This is a genomic window from Rhizobium sp. AN73 (assembly GCF_030757975.1).
In the GTDB taxonomy this organism is placed as follows: Bacteria; Pseudomonadota; Alphaproteobacteria; order Rhizobiales; family Rhizobiaceae; genus Agrobacterium; species Agrobacterium arsenijevicii.
Genome location: NZ_JARWME010000002.1, coordinates 107881 through 123926 on the forward strand (window position 1 = coordinate 107881; position 16046 = coordinate 123926).

The 16046-nt window shown below is 59.6% G+C and carries 14 protein-coding genes, 1 tRNA gene and 1 pseudogene; 3 read left to right on the forward strand and 13 right to left on the reverse strand.

What is annotated here, in order from left to right; all coding sequences use genetic code 11:
* Nucleotides 1–2: 2 nt before the first annotated feature.
* Nucleotides 3–902 carry a LysR family transcriptional regulator gene (locus RBH10_RS10355; protein WP_281037276.1) on the reverse strand — a complete coding sequence of 300 codons (900 nt, stop codon included), beginning with the start codon at nucleotides 900–902 and terminating at the stop codon, nucleotides 3–5.
* Between the two features lie 162 nt (nucleotides 903–1064).
* On the opposite strand from RBH10_RS10355, the gene RBH10_RS10360 reads away from it, so the two are divergent.
* Both RBH10_RS10360 and RBH10_RS10365 read left to right on the forward strand, forming a co-directional pair.
* Entirely contained in the window at nucleotides 1065–2246 is a 1182-nt protein-coding gene (locus RBH10_RS10360) for an MFS transporter (RefSeq protein ID WP_281037275.1), read from the forward strand.
* Nucleotides 2247–2311: 65 nt separating this feature from the next.
* A complete protein-coding gene (locus RBH10_RS10365; protein ID WP_281037274.1) occupies nucleotides 2312–3145 on the forward strand; it encodes an aldo/keto reductase in 834 nt (277 codons plus the stop codon).
* Nucleotides 3146–3214: 69 nt separating this feature from the next.
* Here RBH10_RS10365 and RBH10_RS10370 read toward each other — a convergent pair whose 3' ends face one another.
* Nucleotides 3215–5179, reverse strand: coding sequence for a methyl-accepting chemotaxis protein (locus RBH10_RS10370; RefSeq protein WP_281037273.1), 1965 nt, complete (start codon nucleotides 5177–5179; stop codon nucleotides 3215–3217).
* A gap of 418 nt (nucleotides 5180–5597) precedes the next feature.
* Nucleotides 5598–5672 (reverse strand) — tRNA-Gly (locus RBH10_RS10375).
* A 375-nt stretch (nucleotides 5673–6047) separates the two neighbouring features.
* Between RBH10_RS10375 and RBH10_RS10380 the strand changes: the two genes are divergently transcribed.
* Complete coding sequence (locus RBH10_RS10380; protein ID WP_082065719.1) at nucleotides 6048–6269, forward strand: hypothetical protein; 222 nt, start codon at nucleotides 6048–6050, stop codon at nucleotides 6267–6269.
* A 74-nt stretch (nucleotides 6270–6343) separates the two neighbouring features.
* Here the strand turns inward: RBH10_RS10380 and dps are convergent, their stop codons facing one another.
* The 10 genes and pseudogenes from dps to RBH10_RS10430 all read right to left on the reverse strand — a co-directional run bounded on the left by dps (nucleotide 6344) and on the right by RBH10_RS10430 (nucleotide 16013).
* Nucleotides 6344–6832 (reverse strand): DNA starvation/stationary phase protection protein Dps, encoded by a 489-nt coding sequence (dps, locus tag RBH10_RS10385; RefSeq protein WP_281037272.1) that lies wholly within the window; start codon nucleotides 6830–6832, stop codon nucleotides 6344–6346.
* 125 nt (nucleotides 6833–6957) lie between these two features.
* The gene (locus tag RBH10_RS10390; RefSeq protein WP_281037271.1) at nucleotides 6958–7716 is read right to left on the reverse strand and encodes an ABC transporter ATP-binding protein; all 759 of its coding nucleotides are present in this window, start codon (nucleotides 7714–7716) and stop codon (nucleotides 6958–6960) included.
* Nucleotides 7713–8681, reverse strand: a complete 969-nt coding sequence (locus RBH10_RS10395) for an iron chelate uptake ABC transporter family permease subunit (RefSeq protein ID WP_281037270.1) — start codon at nucleotides 8679–8681, stop codon at nucleotides 7713–7715. The genes RBH10_RS10390 and RBH10_RS10395 overlap by 4 nt, the downstream gene beginning before the upstream one ends.
* A pseudogene (locus RBH10_RS10400) lies at nucleotides 8674–9640 on the reverse strand (ABC transporter permease). Before RBH10_RS10400 ends, RBH10_RS10395 begins: the two are co-directional and overlap by 8 nt.
* A 149-nt stretch (nucleotides 9641–9789) precedes the next feature.
* Entirely contained in the window at nucleotides 9790–10728 is a 939-nt protein-coding gene (locus RBH10_RS10405) for a siderophore ABC transporter substrate-binding protein (protein ID WP_281037268.1), read from the reverse strand.
* 336 nt (nucleotides 10729–11064) lie between these two features.
* Nucleotides 11065–11325 (reverse strand): hypothetical protein, encoded by a 261-nt coding sequence (locus RBH10_RS10410; protein WP_045017760.1) that lies wholly within the window; start codon nucleotides 11323–11325, stop codon nucleotides 11065–11067.
* A gap of 123 nt (nucleotides 11326–11448) precedes the next feature.
* Nucleotides 11449–12966: a tripartite tricarboxylate transporter permease gene (locus RBH10_RS10415; RefSeq protein WP_281037267.1), complete on the reverse strand. Its 1518-nt coding sequence runs from the start codon at nucleotides 12964–12966 to the stop codon at nucleotides 11449–11451.
* Between the two features lie 94 nt (nucleotides 12967–13060).
* Nucleotides 13061–13555, reverse strand: a complete 495-nt coding sequence (locus tag RBH10_RS10420) for a tripartite tricarboxylate transporter TctB family protein (protein WP_281037266.1) — start codon at nucleotides 13553–13555, stop codon at nucleotides 13061–13063.
* On the reverse strand, nucleotides 13552–14496 hold the full coding sequence (locus tag RBH10_RS10425) for a tripartite tricarboxylate transporter substrate binding protein (protein WP_045017755.1): 945 nt from the start codon (nucleotides 14494–14496) through the stop codon (nucleotides 13552–13554). The genes RBH10_RS10420 and RBH10_RS10425 overlap by 4 nt, the downstream gene beginning before the upstream one ends.
* Before the next feature lie 419 nt (nucleotides 14497–14915).
* On the reverse strand, nucleotides 14916–16013 hold the full coding sequence (locus RBH10_RS10430) for an ABC transporter substrate-binding protein (protein WP_281037265.1): 1098 nt from the start codon (nucleotides 16011–16013) through the stop codon (nucleotides 14916–14918).
* Nucleotides 16014–16046: the final 33 nt, after the last annotated feature.

Consider the following 16046-nt stretch of genomic DNA (forward strand, 5'->3'; position numbering starts at 1 on the left):
CGTTACCGCCCGACCCTTGCGGCGAGAAAATCGATGAAGGCGCGCACGCGGGCGGCCAGATGCTCGTGGCCGGCATAAACGGCGTGGATCACTTCCATGTCTTCGGGATTGTAGTCTTCCAGCACCCGAACGAGCAGACCGGCCTCGATATCCGGCTCGACATGAAATTCCCCGACCCTTGCCAGCCCAAGGCCGGTCAGGCAGAGCCTGCGCATCGCCATGCCGCTATTGACCGAAGCATTGCCGGTTACGGGAAGGCGGTACACCTCCGTTGAGCCGGGATCGCGGAACAGCCATTCGTTGAGGCTGCGGCTGAAGTTGAAGCTGAAGCAATTGTGACGCGCCAGATCTTGCGGCGTTTCCGGCATGCCGTGTTTTTCGATATAGGCGGGGGAGGCGACGATGACCCGGCGGACTTCTTTCAGCTTTCTCGCCTTCAGGGAGGAATCTCCCATCGCGCCGGAGCGGATCGCGATATCGGTGCGTTCCTCGATCAGGCTGATGACGCCGTCGGTCAGCGAAATATCCAGCTCGATTTCCGGATAGAGCGATAAAAACTCCGGCGCGAGCGGCAGAAGGTAACGTTCGCCGAAACCCAGCGTGGCGTTGACGCGCAGCAACCCGCGCGGCACCACCTTGCCGCCGCTTGCCACGATTTGCTCCGTCTCGGCAATATCGGCCAGAATGCGCCGTGCCCGCGAAAGATAGATTTCTCCCTCCGGCGTCAGCGTCACCACACGGGTCGAGCGGGCGAGGAGGCGGGTGCCGAGCCGGTCTTCGATGCGGGTGACGAGTTTGCTCACCGCCGAGGGCGAAAGTTTCAGCCTGCGTCCTGCGGCGGAAAAACTACCCAGTTCGGCCGCCGCCACGAAGACTTCCATTTCTCCGGCCCGATTGTCCATCGTCGCACCACCTGTGAAATCAATTCAAAGGCCTTTATCCAATCTTGCTGATTATCATGCAAGTCCCCTTCGCCCATATTGCACTCACACAATTGATCCAACCGGACAGCACACGCTGCCCACAACGCCCGTGATCTCGCTCCGGGTGAAGAGGTATTCATCATGCCACTGGCCATATTTGCCCTGACGATCGCGGCTTACGCGATCGGAACCACGGAGTTCGTCATCGTCGGCCTGTTGCCGACGGTCGCCAACGATCTCCACATCACCCTGCCGCTTGCCGGTCTCATCGTCAGCGTCTACGCGCTGGGCGTTACGTTTGGTGCGCCGATCCTGACCGCGCTCACCGGCAAGATAGAAAGAAAGCCGCTGCTGCTCGGTCTCATGGCGCTGTTCACCATCGGTAATGCCGCTGCTGCCCTGTCTCCCAGCTATGAGGCGCTTCTGGTGGCGCGGGTGCTTGCCGCCTTCGCCCACGGTGTGTTTTTCTCCGTCGGCTCCACCATCGCCGCCGATCTCGTGCCGGAAAACCGTCGCGGCTCGGCGATCGCCATGATGTTCATGGGATTGACCGTCGCCATCGTCACCGGCGTGCCGATCGGCACCTATATCGGCCAGATTTTCGGCTGGCGCGCTACCTTCTGGGCGGTTGCCGCTCTTGGTGTTGTTGCTTTTGCCGGCATCGCGGCCCTGTTGCCGTCCACACTGAAGAAAGCGCCGCCCGCAAGCCTTCTCGATCAGGTGCGTGTGCTGGGTTCCGGCCGCCTGCTCATCGTTTTCGCCATGACCGCGCTCGGTTACGGCGGTACCTTCGTCGCCTTCACCTTCCTTGCGCCGATTCTTCAGGACGTCACCGGCTTCTCCGAATCCAGCGTCAGCCTGATCCTCGTGCTCTATGGCATTGCCATTGCCGCCGGTAACATTGGTGGCGGCAAGATCGCCAACCATAACCCGGTCAAGGCGCTTGTCGGCCTCTTTCTGGCGCAGGCCATCGTGCTTCTGGTCTTTTCCTTCACCGCCGTCTCGCCGGTTCTGACGCTCATCACGCTGGCGGCGCTTGGCTTCCTGTCCTTTGCCAACGTTCCCGGCCTGCAGCTTTATGTGGTGCAGCTGGCCAAGGAACATCGCCCGGGTGCCGTCGATGTCGCCTCGGCACTCAATATCGCCGCCTTCAATCTCGGCATCGCGATTGGCGCATGGCTCGGCGGTCTGGTGGTGGAATCGCCGATGGGTCTTGCGGCAACCCCGTGGGTCGGCGCCATCCTCGTCGCGTTTGCCCTCATTCTCACCCTCTGGAGCGGCGCGCTTGATCGCCGCGCCGCGCTCACACTGAAAACCGCCTGAGCTTTTCATATAAATCCCGGCCATTTCCAGCAGGGCTGGCCGGGAAAACCCCTAGGAGAAAATATATGTTTGATGTAACCGCGAACGGCGCTTCTATCCCCGCGCTTGGCTTCGGCACCTTCCGTATTCCCGGTCCTGATGTTCTGCGGATCGTTCCGCATGCGCTGAAAGCCGGTTTCCGCCATATCGATACCGCCCAGATTTACGGCAACGAGGCCGAAGTCGGCGAAGCCATTGCCGGTTCCGGCGTTGCGCGTGGTGATATCTTCCTGACCACCAAGGTCTGGGTGGAGAACTATAAGCACGATGCATTCCTTGCTTCCGTCGATGAGAGCCTCGCGAAACTGAAGACCGATTATGTCGATCTCCTGCTTTTGCATTGGCCTAATGAGGCGCTGACGCTTGCCGAACAGATCGGCGCGCTGAATGCAGTTCGTGAAGCCGGCAAGGTCCGCCATATCGGCGTTTCCAACTTCAATACGGCGCTGATGGCCGAGGCGGTCAGTCTTTCCAAGGCGCCGATTGTCACCAATCAGATCGAATACCACCCCTATATCGATCAGGACGTGGTGATCGCGGCGGCCAAGGCCGCCGGCATGTCGGTCACGGGTTATTACGGCATGGCCGACGGTAAGGTTTTTGCCGATCCGGTCCTGAAGGACATCGCCGCAAGCCGGGGCAAGTCGGTGGCACAGGTGGTGCTGCGCTGGCTGGTGCAGCAGCAGGGCGTGGTGGCACTTTCGAAAACGGTGAGCGAAGCCCGCGTTGATGAGAACCTCGCGATCTTCGATTTCACGCTGTCTGCCGATGAAATGGCTGCGATCCGTGCGCTCTCCAGGCCGGATGGTCGCATCGTCTCGCCGGATGGGCTTGCACCTATCTGGGACAAGGCTGCCTGATAGTCATTGCCAGAGGGTAAGAATATACGACACCCGGACAGGCTGTCCGGGTGTCGTTTGGCGTGTAGATCAGAACTCGGACCAGGATTGCTCTTTCGAGGCGGTGGAGACGCCGAGTGCGGCGGCCACCTGGCCGATCATGCGCCGTGCCGGAGATGGCCTCGGTTGCGCGTTGTTGTCCGCAACGCGCATCGGTGTCGATGGTTGATATGCGGTTCTCGCCGTGCTGGTGCTGACGGTTATGCCATCCAGCTTGAACTGGCCAACGATCTGGCGGAGTTTCTCGGCGTCGCCTGCAAGCGATGCACTGGAGGCCGTCGCCCTTTCCACCATCGCGGCATTGTGCTGCGTCACCTGATCCATCTGGTTGACGGCGCTGTTGACCTCGGCCAACCCGACCGACTGTTCCCGTGCGGATGTCGCGATGGCGTCGAGTTGCGTGTTGATGGCGATGACGTGACTTTCGATGACCTTCAGGGCGTCGCCGGTCGCGGTCACCAGTTTAACGCCGTTCTGAACCTCGTCGGCAGAGTTGCGGATAAGCTCCTTGATTTCCTTGGCCGCTTGCGCCGAACGCTGGGCAAGCTCACGCACTTCCTGCGCGACAACCGCAAAGCCCTTGCCTGCCTCGCCGGCGCGGGCCGCCTCGACGCCTGCGTTCAGTGCGAGCAGATTGGTCTGGAAGGCAATCTCATCAATGACGCCGATGATGTTGGAAATCTGGCTGGAAGAGCTTTCGATGCGCTTCATGGCGTCGACCGCATTTGCGACGACCTGACCGGATGATTGCGCCGACCGGTTAGCCTCAACGGCCACGATCCGTGCCTCTTCCGTCCGCTTTGTCGAATTGCTGACGTTGCTGGTGATCTGGTCGAGTGCTGCCGCTGTTTCTTCCAGCGAGGCGGCTTGGGTTTCCGTGCGCTGCGACAGGTCGCCCGCACTGGTACTCAACTCACGAGAGCCGTCATCGATCGTGGCCGTGACATCGGCAACGGAAATCAGCGTCTTGTTGAGCTGGTTTACGGCCATATTGAAATCCGCACGCAGGCTTTCGAAGTCCGCTGCAAAAGGTGTTACCAGCTGGTAGGAGAGGTCGCCATTGGCCATATGCTTCAAGCCGTCGGCCAGGCCGCTTGTCGCTTCCGTCATTTCGGCGGCGCGTTTGCGGTCGATCTCGGCGGCTCTTTGACGGTCCGCTTCAGACTGGTCACGCACCTGTGCCGTATCCTCTTCCAGACGGCGGGCCTTCAACTCGTTGTCCTTGAAGACCTGCACGGCCTTGGCCATCGTGCCAACCTCGTCGCGTCGGTCCGCTCCCATGATGTTGGCGGAAAGGTCGCCGTCCGCAAGCGTTTGCATGGTGCCGACAAGTCCCTGCATCGGCATAACCAGCCAGCTGCGGATCGCGAAATATCCGAGGACAACGACGGTGATGAAGCCGAGGATGACCGCCACGACGGTCACGAGCGCAGTATTATCGCTCGCCTCGGTCAGAAGATCGCTCTGCTTGTTGCTCCGGGCCATAATGTCCGTGGCTATCTGCGTCAGATTGGCGCCGATCTTGCCGAAGACCGGCTGGCACTCGGTGCCGAACGCTTTTTGCGATGCAAGCGCCTCATCCACATTCGCTGCGGTTCGGCCCAGATGCCAGGCGTTCTTGCACGTTACGTCGTAGAGCGTCACGGCTTCCTGCTTGAGCGGAGGCAGGCGTTTGTCTTCAGGGACATTGGCGATGGCTTCATCCATCAACCGCGTGAACTCGCTGCGTGTGGCTTTTACCTCAACTTCAGCAGCGGCATTTCCCTCATCCGTAAAGGCAATCATCATATCGGCCAAAGCGGCTCGTCCGTTCGACAGGGCACGGTTCGCCAACGCCAGATTCAAGGCCGCCGCACTGTCATGATCAAGAAGCTCGGTATAACTTTTATCGATCGACTTGATCTGCACGGCGGCATAGGCCGCGATCAGGATCGCGCAAATGCCGAACAGCGCAAATACAGTCAAAAATTTTCCGACGACGGGAATATTTCTCATCGTTACAACCCTCAATAAGAAAAGATCGATCCCTTCATGGGTCTTGTTTTGGCGTCATGCACTTTATCGACGATGGATATACTTATACACTTAAGAAATAATTATGTATTATTAGCGATAGTGTATCTATAACTTAGTTATTTACTTCATTATTATCAATAAAAGTAATATTTAATACAGAAGAAAATGACGTCCCTTAACCGGCATCTCGATGCCGGAAGACGTGCCTTGTGCCGCTGAAAACGACCCTTCCGGGGGATAAGTTTGGCATTCAATGCGCGTGACTTTGGTCCGGGCGTCGGCTGGGCGAGTGCGTAGGGAGTTTGTGGCTGAAGACGAACTATCTAGATCGGCAGCCAAAAAATCAGAGCGGCGGCCTGAAAGCCGCTTCGATAGATCTGATATCTCTTAGGAAAACTGGAGCGGGCGAAGGGATTTGAACCCTCGACCCCAACCTTGGCAAGGTTGTGCTCTACCCCTGAGCTACACCCGCTCAAAATTCGCTGGTCCGGGGTAGTTCGCTGGACCGCGAGGCGCCTAACTGCGGCGACGGGTGCTATATCGCTCAATCGATTTTGGAATGCAACAGTTTCTTTTGCGGTTTCGGTGGAAATCCGCTTGGCCCACGGGTTTATTCGAAGCGGTCGGACCGATGCGGCGGAAAACAGCGCTATTCTGGACGAAGGTATTGTTTCGGCTGGCCTTTATTTAGGTTGTAAACGGGATGCAACCGGCCTGATGGCCAAAAAATAACCTGTTTACATTTGGTTAAAATCTGATTCGACAAGTGATTCGTTCGGGTGTACAAATTTTATGCCCACGAAAAGAAGAAACGATACTTGGCATATCATCATCGGGAGGATGAGCCTTGTCGTATGCAGCTTTTGAAAGAGTCGGCGCGCAATTGTCGCCCCAGCAGATCACCGATCTGCAGAATATTTTCGACGGCGTATGTTTCGAGTGCCTTCAAGATCGCAGCAGCCATGTCGCCAATGAGTGCGCCGCGGTTCTGATCCGTAGCGCCCAGCGCGGCATTCTCGACCACGAGATGCTGCGGGACATCGGGCTTGCCGTTCTGCGGCGGCATTGATGGTCAGGAATGATAAAAGCGCCCGGCTTGTCCGGGCGCTTTGTCGTTTGGCGGAGAGTTGAACCCGTTCCGGGTCAGCTCTTTTCCTGCACATGCGCTTCGAGGAACCACAGCGCCTTGTCGAGATCGCGTGAGGCGGCGGTGAAGATATCCGCTGTCGTCGGGTCGCCTGCCTCGTCGGAATCGTCAATCGCCTTGCGGATCATGTTGGCCACGTCGCCATAACGCGCGATCAACGCTTCGAGATGGTCGTGAATCTTGTAGATATCGGTCGGATAGGCCTTCAGCTTCGTTGTCGAGGAGACGGATTGCAGACTGCCGAGCGCCGTGCCGCCAAGCTGGACGACGCGTTCGGCAATGGTATCGCCGTGATCGTCAAGCTGGGTGCGGAAGCCATCGAGAAGTTCGTGGACGGCGATGAATTGCGGGCCTTTCAGGTTCCAGTGCGCCTGCTTGGTCGCAAGGGCAAGATCGATCACCGAAGCCAGCGTCTCGTTCAGAATGCCCATCACCGTCGACTTGGCGTTGGAAGGTAGGTCGTTCTTCGTCTTGTGCGTCTTCATCGATGTCTCCTGAAGTTGCGGACGGAATGCCGCTTGGGAAAAGGACCGTCGTTTAACGCCTGGGCCCTGGGCCCTGTTCCACGTTAAGGACAGCGGTGATGAAAATTCTGCACGGTCATCATGCCTCACTCATAAAACAGACAGATGCGCCGGCCGTCTATCTCATTGACGCGGATGCTCATGTCGTAGATTTCTCCCAATACCTCCGGCCGGATAATGTCATCCACCGGCCCCTGATGGCAGATTCGGCCCTCACGCATGGCGATGATGGTGTCGGAGTACCAGGAGGCGAAGTTGATGTCGTGCAGCACCAGAACGACGGTTTTCTTAAGCTCGTCGGCGGCCTTGCGCATGATCTTCATCATGCTGGAGGCGTGTTTCATGTCGAGATTGTTGAGCGGCTCGTCGAGCAGTACGTAATCCGTATCCTGACACAGCACCATGGCCACGAAGGCGCGCTGGCGCTGGCCACCGGAAAGCTCATCCAGAAAACGGCCGGCGAGGGTTTCGAGATGGAGATACTCCAGCGCCCGGTCGATATGGACCTTGTCCTCGATGGTGGGGCGACCTTTGGAATAGGGATAACGCCCGAAACCGACGAGATCGCGCACCGTCAGGCGCGATGAGATGTGGTTGTCTTGCCGCAGGATCGAGAGCCGCTTCGCCAGCATGTCCGAAGGGGTCTTGGTCACATCCAGCCCATCCACCGTTACGGTTCCCGCATCCATCGACATCAGCCGCGCGACGATGGAGAGCAGCGTGGATTTTCCCGCACCATTCGGCCCGATGATGGAGGTGACGCCGCCTGCCGGAATGGAGACTGAGACGCCATCGACAACGAGCGTGTCGCCATAGGATTTGCTGATCTGACTGGCGATGATCATCGCGCACCCCGCTTGAGAATGAGACCGATAAAGACGATGCCGCCCAGAAATTCGATGATGATGGAGAGCGCCGTATCGAAGGCGAATATCCGTTCCAGAACCACTTGCCCGCCGACGAGGCAGATGATGGCGATGAGGATTGCAGCCGGCAGTACATAGGCGTGTTTGCCGTTGCCGGTGAGATAATGGGCAAGGGCCGCGACCAGCAGCCCGAAGAACATGACTGGGCCGACGAGTGCGGTGGAGACGGCGACGAGCACGGAGACCAGAACGAGGATGACGGTGACGGTGCGCTTGTATTCGATGCCGAGGCTGATGGCCGTTGCGCGGCCGAGCGACAGGACGTCGAGCGTGTGCAGGAGCCTCAAGCCGATGATCGTCACCGCGCCGATAATGATGGCCGAGACCGCCAGAAGCGTCGGATCGATGGAATTGAAGCTGGCGAACAGCACATCCTGAAGCACCGCATATTCATTGGGGTCCAGCACCCGCTGCATGAAACCCGAGAGGCTGCGGAAGAACACGCCGAAGACGATGCCGACCAGCACTAGAAGGTGCAGGCTGCGTTCCGCGCCGACGAAAAGCCAGCGATAGAGCAGGGCGGAAAAGGTGACGAGCAGGGCGGTCTCAGTAAGGAACTTCAGCTGCGGATCGATCATGACAACGGTTGCGGAGCCGAAAACGAAAATTAGCCCCGTCTGCACTAATACATAGAGTGAATCGAAACCCATCACCGAAGGGGTGAGAATGCGGTTGTTGGTGACCGTCTGGAACAGCACCGTGGAAACGGCAATGGCATAAGCCACCAGCAGCAGCGACAGAAGCTTGATGCCGCGAAACGGCAGCACGAAGCTCCAGCTTCCCTTGGCGCCGAGCGTCATGAAGGCGGCCATGGAGATGAGCGCCAGCGCCAGAAGCGCCAGCAATACGAGTTTCGCCCGCCGGTCGGGATGTCTCTCACGCATGGTGGCGTTTCCGCAGCAGGAGATAGAGGAACAGCGCGCTGCCGATGACACCGACCACGGTTCCGATCGGCACTTCATAGGGCGCGCGCACCGTTCTGCCGATGATGTCGCAGGAGAGAACAAAGACCGCGCCAAGCGTCGCCACCCAGGGCACGGAGCGGCGCATATTGTCGCCGATCATCAGGCTGACCACATTCGGCACGATCAGTCCGAGAAAGGGAATCATGCCGACGGTCACGACAACGACGGCGCTGACCAGCGAGACGATGGTGAGGCCGAGCGCCATCACCCGGCGGTAGTTGAGGCCGAGATTGGTGGTGAAGTCACGTCCCATGCCGGCCACCGTGAAGCGGTCGGCGGCTAGATAGGCGGCGATGGCGAAAACGAAGCCGATCCACAGCAATTCGTAGCGGCCACGCAGAACACCGGAAAAATCCCCGGTCATCCACGCGCCGAGCGATTGTAAGAGATCGAAACGATAGGCGAAGAAGGTGGTGACGGCGGAAATGACGCCGCCAAGCATGATGCCGATCAGCGGCACCAGAAGCACGTCGCGCAACGGTACCTGTCTCCAGAATGCGCAGGAAAAGCGCTGTTCCAGCGAGCGCAAAAGCTGCCGCCACCAGCATCTTGCTGAATATGGGTGTTTCCGGCGCAAGCAGGGTGACGACCAAAAGGCCAAGGCCGGCGGATTCAGTGGTGCCTGCCGTCGAAGGTTCCACGAAGCGGTTACGCACCAGCATCTGCATGATGAGGCCGGCAATCGCCATCGAGCTTCCGGCCAGTATGAGCGCCAAGGTTCGCGGAATACGGCTGACGAGCAGCACGCGCAGCGCATCCGTGCTCGTGTCAGGTGAAAACAGCGTCGCCAGCGAGACGTTGCTCACACCGACGAAGAGGCTGACGATGGTGAGTGTCAGCGCCAGCAGAAGGGCAAAGATGAGAGACAGGGATTTCACGTTGGTGGTTTTTCGAAAATGGTGAAAGCTCCCGGTGGCTTCGCAGGCTGCCGAAACAGGTGTTCGACCTCTCCTTGGTCATCCTCGGGTCAAGCCCGAGGATGACGGGGAGTGTGGAGCAGCCTTCAGGAGCGGGTGCCCAGCAGTTTTTACGACTTCTTCTCGGATACGGCCTTGTAGACCTGATCGAGCAGGGTGGTGAGCGCCGTATAGCCGCTGCTGACGATATAGGCCGCCTGTGGGTCGAGATATACGATCTGCTTTTTCTTCCAGGCATTGGTCTGGTGGATCAGTTCGTTGTCCAGCACCTGTGCGGCCGCCTTGCCGGGGTCCGTCGCGCGGCCGACGCCGGCGTCGCGGTCGATCACGAACAGCCATTCGGGATTGACTTCAGCCAGATATTCAAAGGACACGACGTCGCCGCGGTCGAAACGGTCGTCAATATCGGCGGCAACCGGCTTGAAGCCGATTTCGGTGTGCAGCCAGCCGGTGCGCGAGCTGGGGCCATAAACGCCGACCTTGCCGGCATTGGTGACGAGGATCATCGCCGTGCCGGAATTCGGGGCGATCTCCTTCAGCTTCGCAACCTTTTCATCGATGACGGCGTCGAGTTTCTTGGCCTCTTCCTGCTTGCCGAAGATATCGCCGAGCTTGGTGATGTTGCCCTTGACGCTGTTGATGAATTCCTTGGAATCGATCGACATGTCGATGGCCGGGGTGATCTTCGCAACGTCAGGGTATTTCGCCCGCGAACGGCCGCCGACGATGACGAGATCGGCTTCCGCGGCATTGATCGCCTCGTAGTCGGGTTCGAACAGCGTGCCGACCTTCAGATATTTGCCGTCGGCATATTTCTGCAGATAGGTCGGCAGGTTGGAACCAACGACACCGGCGGGCTCAACCCCCAGCGCATCGAGATTGTCGAGCGAGGGGATATCCAGAACCAGAACCTTTTTCGGCGCGGCTTTCAGCACGGTTTCGCCCTGGGCATGCTTGATCGTCATTTCCTGCGCACCTGCGGTAAGCGCGCCAAAGCTGAAGAACGCTGCTGCCAGCAGCCGAACGGGGAAGGTGAAGTTGATGGCCACGGATATGTCCCTTGCAATATGGTTCTTAAGCCCGCGGACGCTATCCCGCAGGTTTAACTTGATGTTCGCCATCAGCTTTATTGGCAAGGTATGCGGAAATCAAAAATATGTTTTAGAACGGTTCTGAATTGCGGTGAGCGGGAAATGTAAGGGCTTCACCTCTCCCTCGACGTCATCCTCGGGCTTGACCCGAGGATCCATTGGTTTCAACGGGTTATAGATCCTCGGGTCAAGCCCGAGGATGACGTCGAGGGGGAGGAGGGGTCAACGTCAATCAGTGCGCTACCTTTCAGTCCGTCCTCGGCCTGTATGCGCAACGAACGCTATTGCCGCGCTTCAATCCGCCGGCCAGTCACCGACGATCTCGCGTCTTTCCAGTTTCAGCGACCGGTCCGGCTGGATGCGATAGGTTTCCAGCGCCAGCCGCCCATCATCCATGATGAATTCGTTGCTGAGCGTGCTGCCGATGGGAGATTTGGTCAATTTGGTGTGGGGCTGGCCGCCATAGGTGATGCTGCCGGGAATAGGCTGCACATCGGGTGCCGCGGTGGCGCAGCCGGCGAGGGCCAGAACCATCATGATCGCGATCTTGCGCATGTTTTTCTCCTGCGTTTGGACCGGGATTATATCATGGCCGGGCCTGCGCCATAACGCCCTTTGCGGCTGAATGAAAAAAGCCCCGCATCCGGGAGGATACGGGGCCAGTTGCCTTGAGAGGTATCAGTCCTCGTTGGCGGCAAGCTGCGTCAGCACCTCGCCGCGGCCGCGGATGCGCATGATGAGCGGGACGATGAAGGCGGCGGCTGCAACAAGGAACAGGCCGACGGCGATCGGCGAGGTGAGCAGCACCGTCGGGTCGCCCTGGCCGATGGCGAGCGCGCGGCGAAGCTGCTGTTCGGCAAGCGGGCCAAGGATCAGGCCGACGACGGCGGGCGCAATCGGATAACCGAAGATGCGCATGATGTAGCCGAGGATACCGAAGGCCAGAAGCATGCCGAGTTCGAACACAGACGGGTTGGCGCCGATGGTGCCGAGCGTGGCGAACAGCAGGATGCCGGCGTAAAGCCAGGGCTTCGGAATGGTCAGCAGCTTAACCCACAGGCCGACGAGCGGCAGGTTGAGCACCAGCAGCATCAGATTGGCGATGAACAGGCTGGCGATCAGGCCCCAGACGAGCTGCGGATTGGTGGCAAACAGAAGCGGGCCGGGCTGAAGGCCGAACTGCTGGAAACCGGCAAGCATGATGGCGGCCGTTGCCGTCGTCGGCAGGCCGAGCGTCAAAAGTGGCACCAGCGTACCGGCGGCGGACGCATTGTTGGCGGCTTCCGGACCGGCGACGCCTTCGATAGCACCGTGGCCGAATTCTTCCGGATGCTTGCTCAGCCGCTTTTCGGTGGCATAGGAAAGGAAGGTGCCGATTTCAGCACCACCGGCAGGCATGGCGCCGATGGGGAAGCCGATAAGGGTGCCGCGCAGCCAGGGTTTCCACGAACGCGCCCAGTCCTGCGCACTCATCCAGACCGAACCCTTGACGGCTTCGACCTTCTCGTCGCCACTCTGGCCCTGCGCGACAATGAACAGGGTTTCGCCGATGGCGAACATGGCCACCGCAAGCGTTGTCACTTCCACGCCGTCGAGAAGATCGGGAATGCCGAAGCTCATGCGGGTCTGGCCGGTCAGCTGGTCGATGCCGACGATGGCGAGCGCAAAGCCGATGAACAGCGAGGTGAGACCGCGCAGCGCCGAGTCCCCGAAGGCGGATGAAACGGTGACGAAGGCCAGCACCATCAGCGCGAAATATTCGCGCGGGCCGAAAACCAGCGCCAGCTTGACGATAAAGGGTGCAACAAAGGCAAGCGCGATGGTGGCGATGAGGCCGGCGACGAAGGAGCCGATGGCGGCGGTGGCAAGTGCCGGGCCGCCGCGGCCCGCACGGGCCATCTTGTTGCCTTCGAGCGCGGTGACGATCGATGCGCTTTCGCCCGGCGTGTTGAGCAGGATCGAGGTGGTCGATCCGCCATACATGCCGCCATAATAGATACCGGCGAACATGATCAGCGAACCGGCGGGATCAAGCCTGTAGGTAACGGGCAGAAGCAGCGCCACGGTCAGCGCTGGCCCGATGCCGGGCAGAACGCCGACGGCGGTGCCGAGTGTGACGCCGATCAGCGCATAGAGCAGGTTCATGGGTTGGGCGGCAACCTCAAGACCGTGCAGCAGGAATTCAAAGGTACTCATGGACAGATGTCCCCCTGTCGGGCGGAACGGCTGGCGTTCGCGTCATCGCGCGCCGGCGGTTTCCTGTGATCTCGAATTTAGGTCGGAATGGCCGTCAGAAGAACAGCCGTTCCAGAGGCCCGGCGGGCAGCGAAAGCTGCAGCAGCCGCGCGAAGATGATCCAGATGGCGAAGCTCAGAACGATACCGACGGGGATCGAATACCAGAGCTTGCGTTTGCCGAAGGCGCGCGCCGTAAACGCAAAAAGCAGGCCGGTGGCTATGGAAAAACCGGCGACATTCAGCAGCAGCATCTGCGCGGCAAGTCCGGCGACGACCCATATGACCGGGGCGACTTCCTGCTTGTCGCGTTCGGGGAAATCGCCGCGCCATGCTTCGATGGCGGTCCAGAGCGCAAGGCCTACAAGACAGAAGGCGATGGCATAGGGCACCGTTGCCGGACCGACCGGCGAATAACCGGTGACGCTGGCGAGACGGGCGCTGTCCCAGAAGATCACGCAGGCAACGAGGACGAGGGCGACGGCGATCGCTAGCGCCGCCCAGTCAGGGCGGCGCTTTTGATGCTCAGAAGGGTTGGAACCCTGGCTCATTTTACCAGCCCGATGTCTTTGAGGATCGTTTCGGTGGCAGCGGTGTCCTTGGCAAGCTGAGCCTTGAATTCGTCACCGGCAAGATAGGTGTCCATCCAGCTCTTGGTCTTCAGGGTTTCCTGCCACTTTGCGGATTTCGCCAGCTTCTCGATGTCGGCATTGACGGCCTTTTCCTGCTCCGGCGTCAGGCCGGGAGCAGCAGCGACCATGCGCCAGTTCTGGACCACGACATCAAGGCCGCTTTCCTTGAGCGTCGGTGCGTCGACGCCTTCCAGCTTCTCTTCGCTGGAAACGGCGAGCAGGCGCAGCGTGCCGGCCTTGACCTGGCTTTCGAATTCGCCGTAGCTGGAAATGCCCGCAGTGACCTGCGAACCGAGGATCGAGGCGAGCGCCTCACCACCGCCGGAATAGGCGATGTAGTTGATCTTGGTCGGATCGACGCCGGCTGCCTTGGCAATCAGGCCAACGGCGATATGGTCGGTGCCGCCGGCCGAGCCGCCGCCCCAGGAAACGCTGCCCGGGTCTTTCTTGAGCTGATCGACGAGGTCGCCGATGGTTTTCAGCGGCGAGGATGCCGGAACGACGATCGCCTCATATTCGCCGGTCAGGCGGGCAATCGGCGTCACTTCGTTAAGGGTGACGGGCGCCTTGTTGGTGAGGATGGCGCCGACCATCACGTAACCGCCGACGATGAGGGCGTTAGGGTTGCCCTTCTGCTGGCTGGCGAACTGTGCAAGACCGATGGTGCCGCCGGCACCCGGTACGTTCTGCACCTGAACGCTCTTGGAAATGCCTTCTTCCTGCAGCACGGCCTGCAGGGAACGCGCGGTCTGGTCCCAGCCGCCGCCGGGATTTGCCGGCGCGATGATGGTGTAGTCCGCTGCAACCGCCGGAAAGGCGATCACGCCTGCCAGAAATGTGCCGATGAGAAAATGTTTCACTCTCTAGACCCTCCTCAGGATGCCCTTTGCGGGCGTCGTTTTTCGTTTATGCGGAAGGGGTTTCAGGGCGCACTTATCCTTCGCTGCCGGAGCAGCGCGGAGCTATGGCAATCCTCAAGATTTCCTCCCACATCTTCTTCCGCCTCCACGGAAAGAAGAAGGATTGCAGAGCATCACAAAAAGCTGTCATCTAACTGACGCTACGCAAGTCCTTGCGCATTTACTTTCTATTAATTTCCGTCGGGCGTCTACTGTGACGTGTGTGACCGCGCTTTCAAAGCTTGCCGCTCCCTCATCCCTGTGCTTGTCACAGGGATCCAGCCGACGCGCGTCTGCGCGGCGAGAAGAGTCCTTTCAGCCCAAAGACTTGGGCTGGCTGGATTCCTGTGACAGGCACAGGAATGAGGGAGGCGCTCAACCTATTGCGAGCGCAACGCCTCGTTCCAGCGTTCGATCAGGCGGCTGCGCTTGACCTGATCCAGATAGACCATCAGGCCGGGGCTGACGGGGACGGGGCGTAATTGCGCGCCGTGGATGGCCTGCATGGTGTTGGCGGTGTTTTCGCCCGCCACTTCCGGGCTGACGGCGGGGATCTGCAATTGCCGGGCCATGATTGTCTGGCCCTCCTTGGACATGAAGAATTCGAGATAACGGCGGCCGAGCGCCGGGTTGGCGGCGGCTTCCGGCACCAGCCCGATGCGTGACATGACCACGGTATAGTCCTTGGGCAGAACGATGCCGACATCTGGATGGCGTGAGGCCCAGTCCGCCGCATAGGAGCCGAGAATATTGTAACCCAGCACGAAACGTCCGTCGGAAACGCGCTCCAGAATGGCCGAAGAGGTGGAATAGACCTTCACGCCCGCCGCCCCCATGGCCTTGATGACGCTCCATATGTCGCCGAACTGCTCCTGATCACGCGACATGAACAGGAAACCGACACCGGAGCGTTCGATGTCATAGGTGGCGATGCGGCCATGCACCTCCTTGGCGTGGCGTTCCAGATAATCGACGAATTCGGCGCGGGTGGCGGGTGGCTTTTCGGTGGTGAAGCTCGGTTTGTGATAGACGAAAACCGCAGGCTCGAAAGTCAGCGCATAGGCGGTGTTGCGCCAGTTCGCCCAGGCGGGCCAGCGCGCGCTCATGGCAAGGTCGGAGCGCTGGGCGTAGCCGTCATTGCTGAGCTTCACCTGCAAATCCATAGCGGATGAAAAGGCGAAATCGGCGGTCTTTTTGCCCGCGTCGGTTTCTTTGACGATGCGGTCGTAGATTTCGCCAGTCAGCATATCCTCGTAATGCACGGTGATATCGGGGTTGGCCTTCTGGAAACCCTCGATCATCGGCGTTGCCAGCGGTTCATCCAGCGAGGAATAGACCACCAGCGTTTCGGCACCCGCCTTGCCTGATGGTGCAGGAAAAACGGCGACCTGTGCAAGCGCCGGCGAGGCCATGCAAAGACTGAGACAGAGGAGAAGGCAGATACGCATGGAAAAGATCATGCCGCAGGCGCTTGCCATTCACAAGCGGTAAGGGCTTGGCTAAACTGGTGA

Excerpts from the sequence above, each read along its gene's own strand:
- RBH10_RS10360 (WP_281037275.1), top strand. The coding sequence starts at position 1,065 with ATGCCACTGGCCATATTTGCCCTGACGATCGCGGCTTACGCGATCGGA.
- RBH10_RS10355 (WP_281037276.1), bottom strand. The coding sequence starts at position 902 with ATGGACAATCGGGCCGGAGAAATGGAAGTCTTCGTGGCGGCGGCCGAA.
- RBH10_RS10370 (WP_281037273.1), bottom strand. The coding sequence starts at position 5,179 with ATGAGAAATATTCCCGTCGTCGGAAAATTTTTGACTGTATTTGCGCTG.
- RBH10_RS10365 (WP_281037274.1), top strand. The coding sequence starts at position 2,312 with ATGTTTGATGTAACCGCGAACGGCGCTTCTATCCCCGCGCTTGGCTTC.
- dps (WP_281037272.1), bottom strand. The coding sequence starts at position 6,832 with ATGAAGACGCACAAGACGAAGAACGACCTACCTTCCAACGCCAAGTCG.
- RBH10_RS10415 (WP_281037267.1), bottom strand. The coding sequence starts at position 12,966 with ATGAGTACCTTTGAATTCCTGCTGCACGGTCTTGAGGTTGCCGCCCAA.
- RBH10_RS10410 (WP_045017760.1), bottom strand. The coding sequence starts at position 11,325 with ATGCGCAAGATCGCGATCATGATGGTTCTGGCCCTCGCCGGCTGCGCC.
- RBH10_RS10430 (WP_281037265.1), bottom strand. The coding sequence starts at position 16,013 with ATGGCAAGCGCCTGCGGCATGATCTTTTCCATGCGTATCTGCCTTCTC.
- RBH10_RS10390 (WP_281037271.1), bottom strand. The coding sequence starts at position 7,716 with ATGATCATCGCCAGTCAGATCAGCAAATCCTATGGCGACACGCTCGTT.
- RBH10_RS10395 (WP_281037270.1), bottom strand. The coding sequence starts at position 8,681 with ATGCGTGAGAGACATCCCGACCGGCGGGCGAAACTCGTATTGCTGGCG.
- RBH10_RS10420 (WP_281037266.1), bottom strand. The coding sequence starts at position 13,555 with ATGAGCCAGGGTTCCAACCCTTCTGAGCATCAAAAGCGCCGCCCTGAC.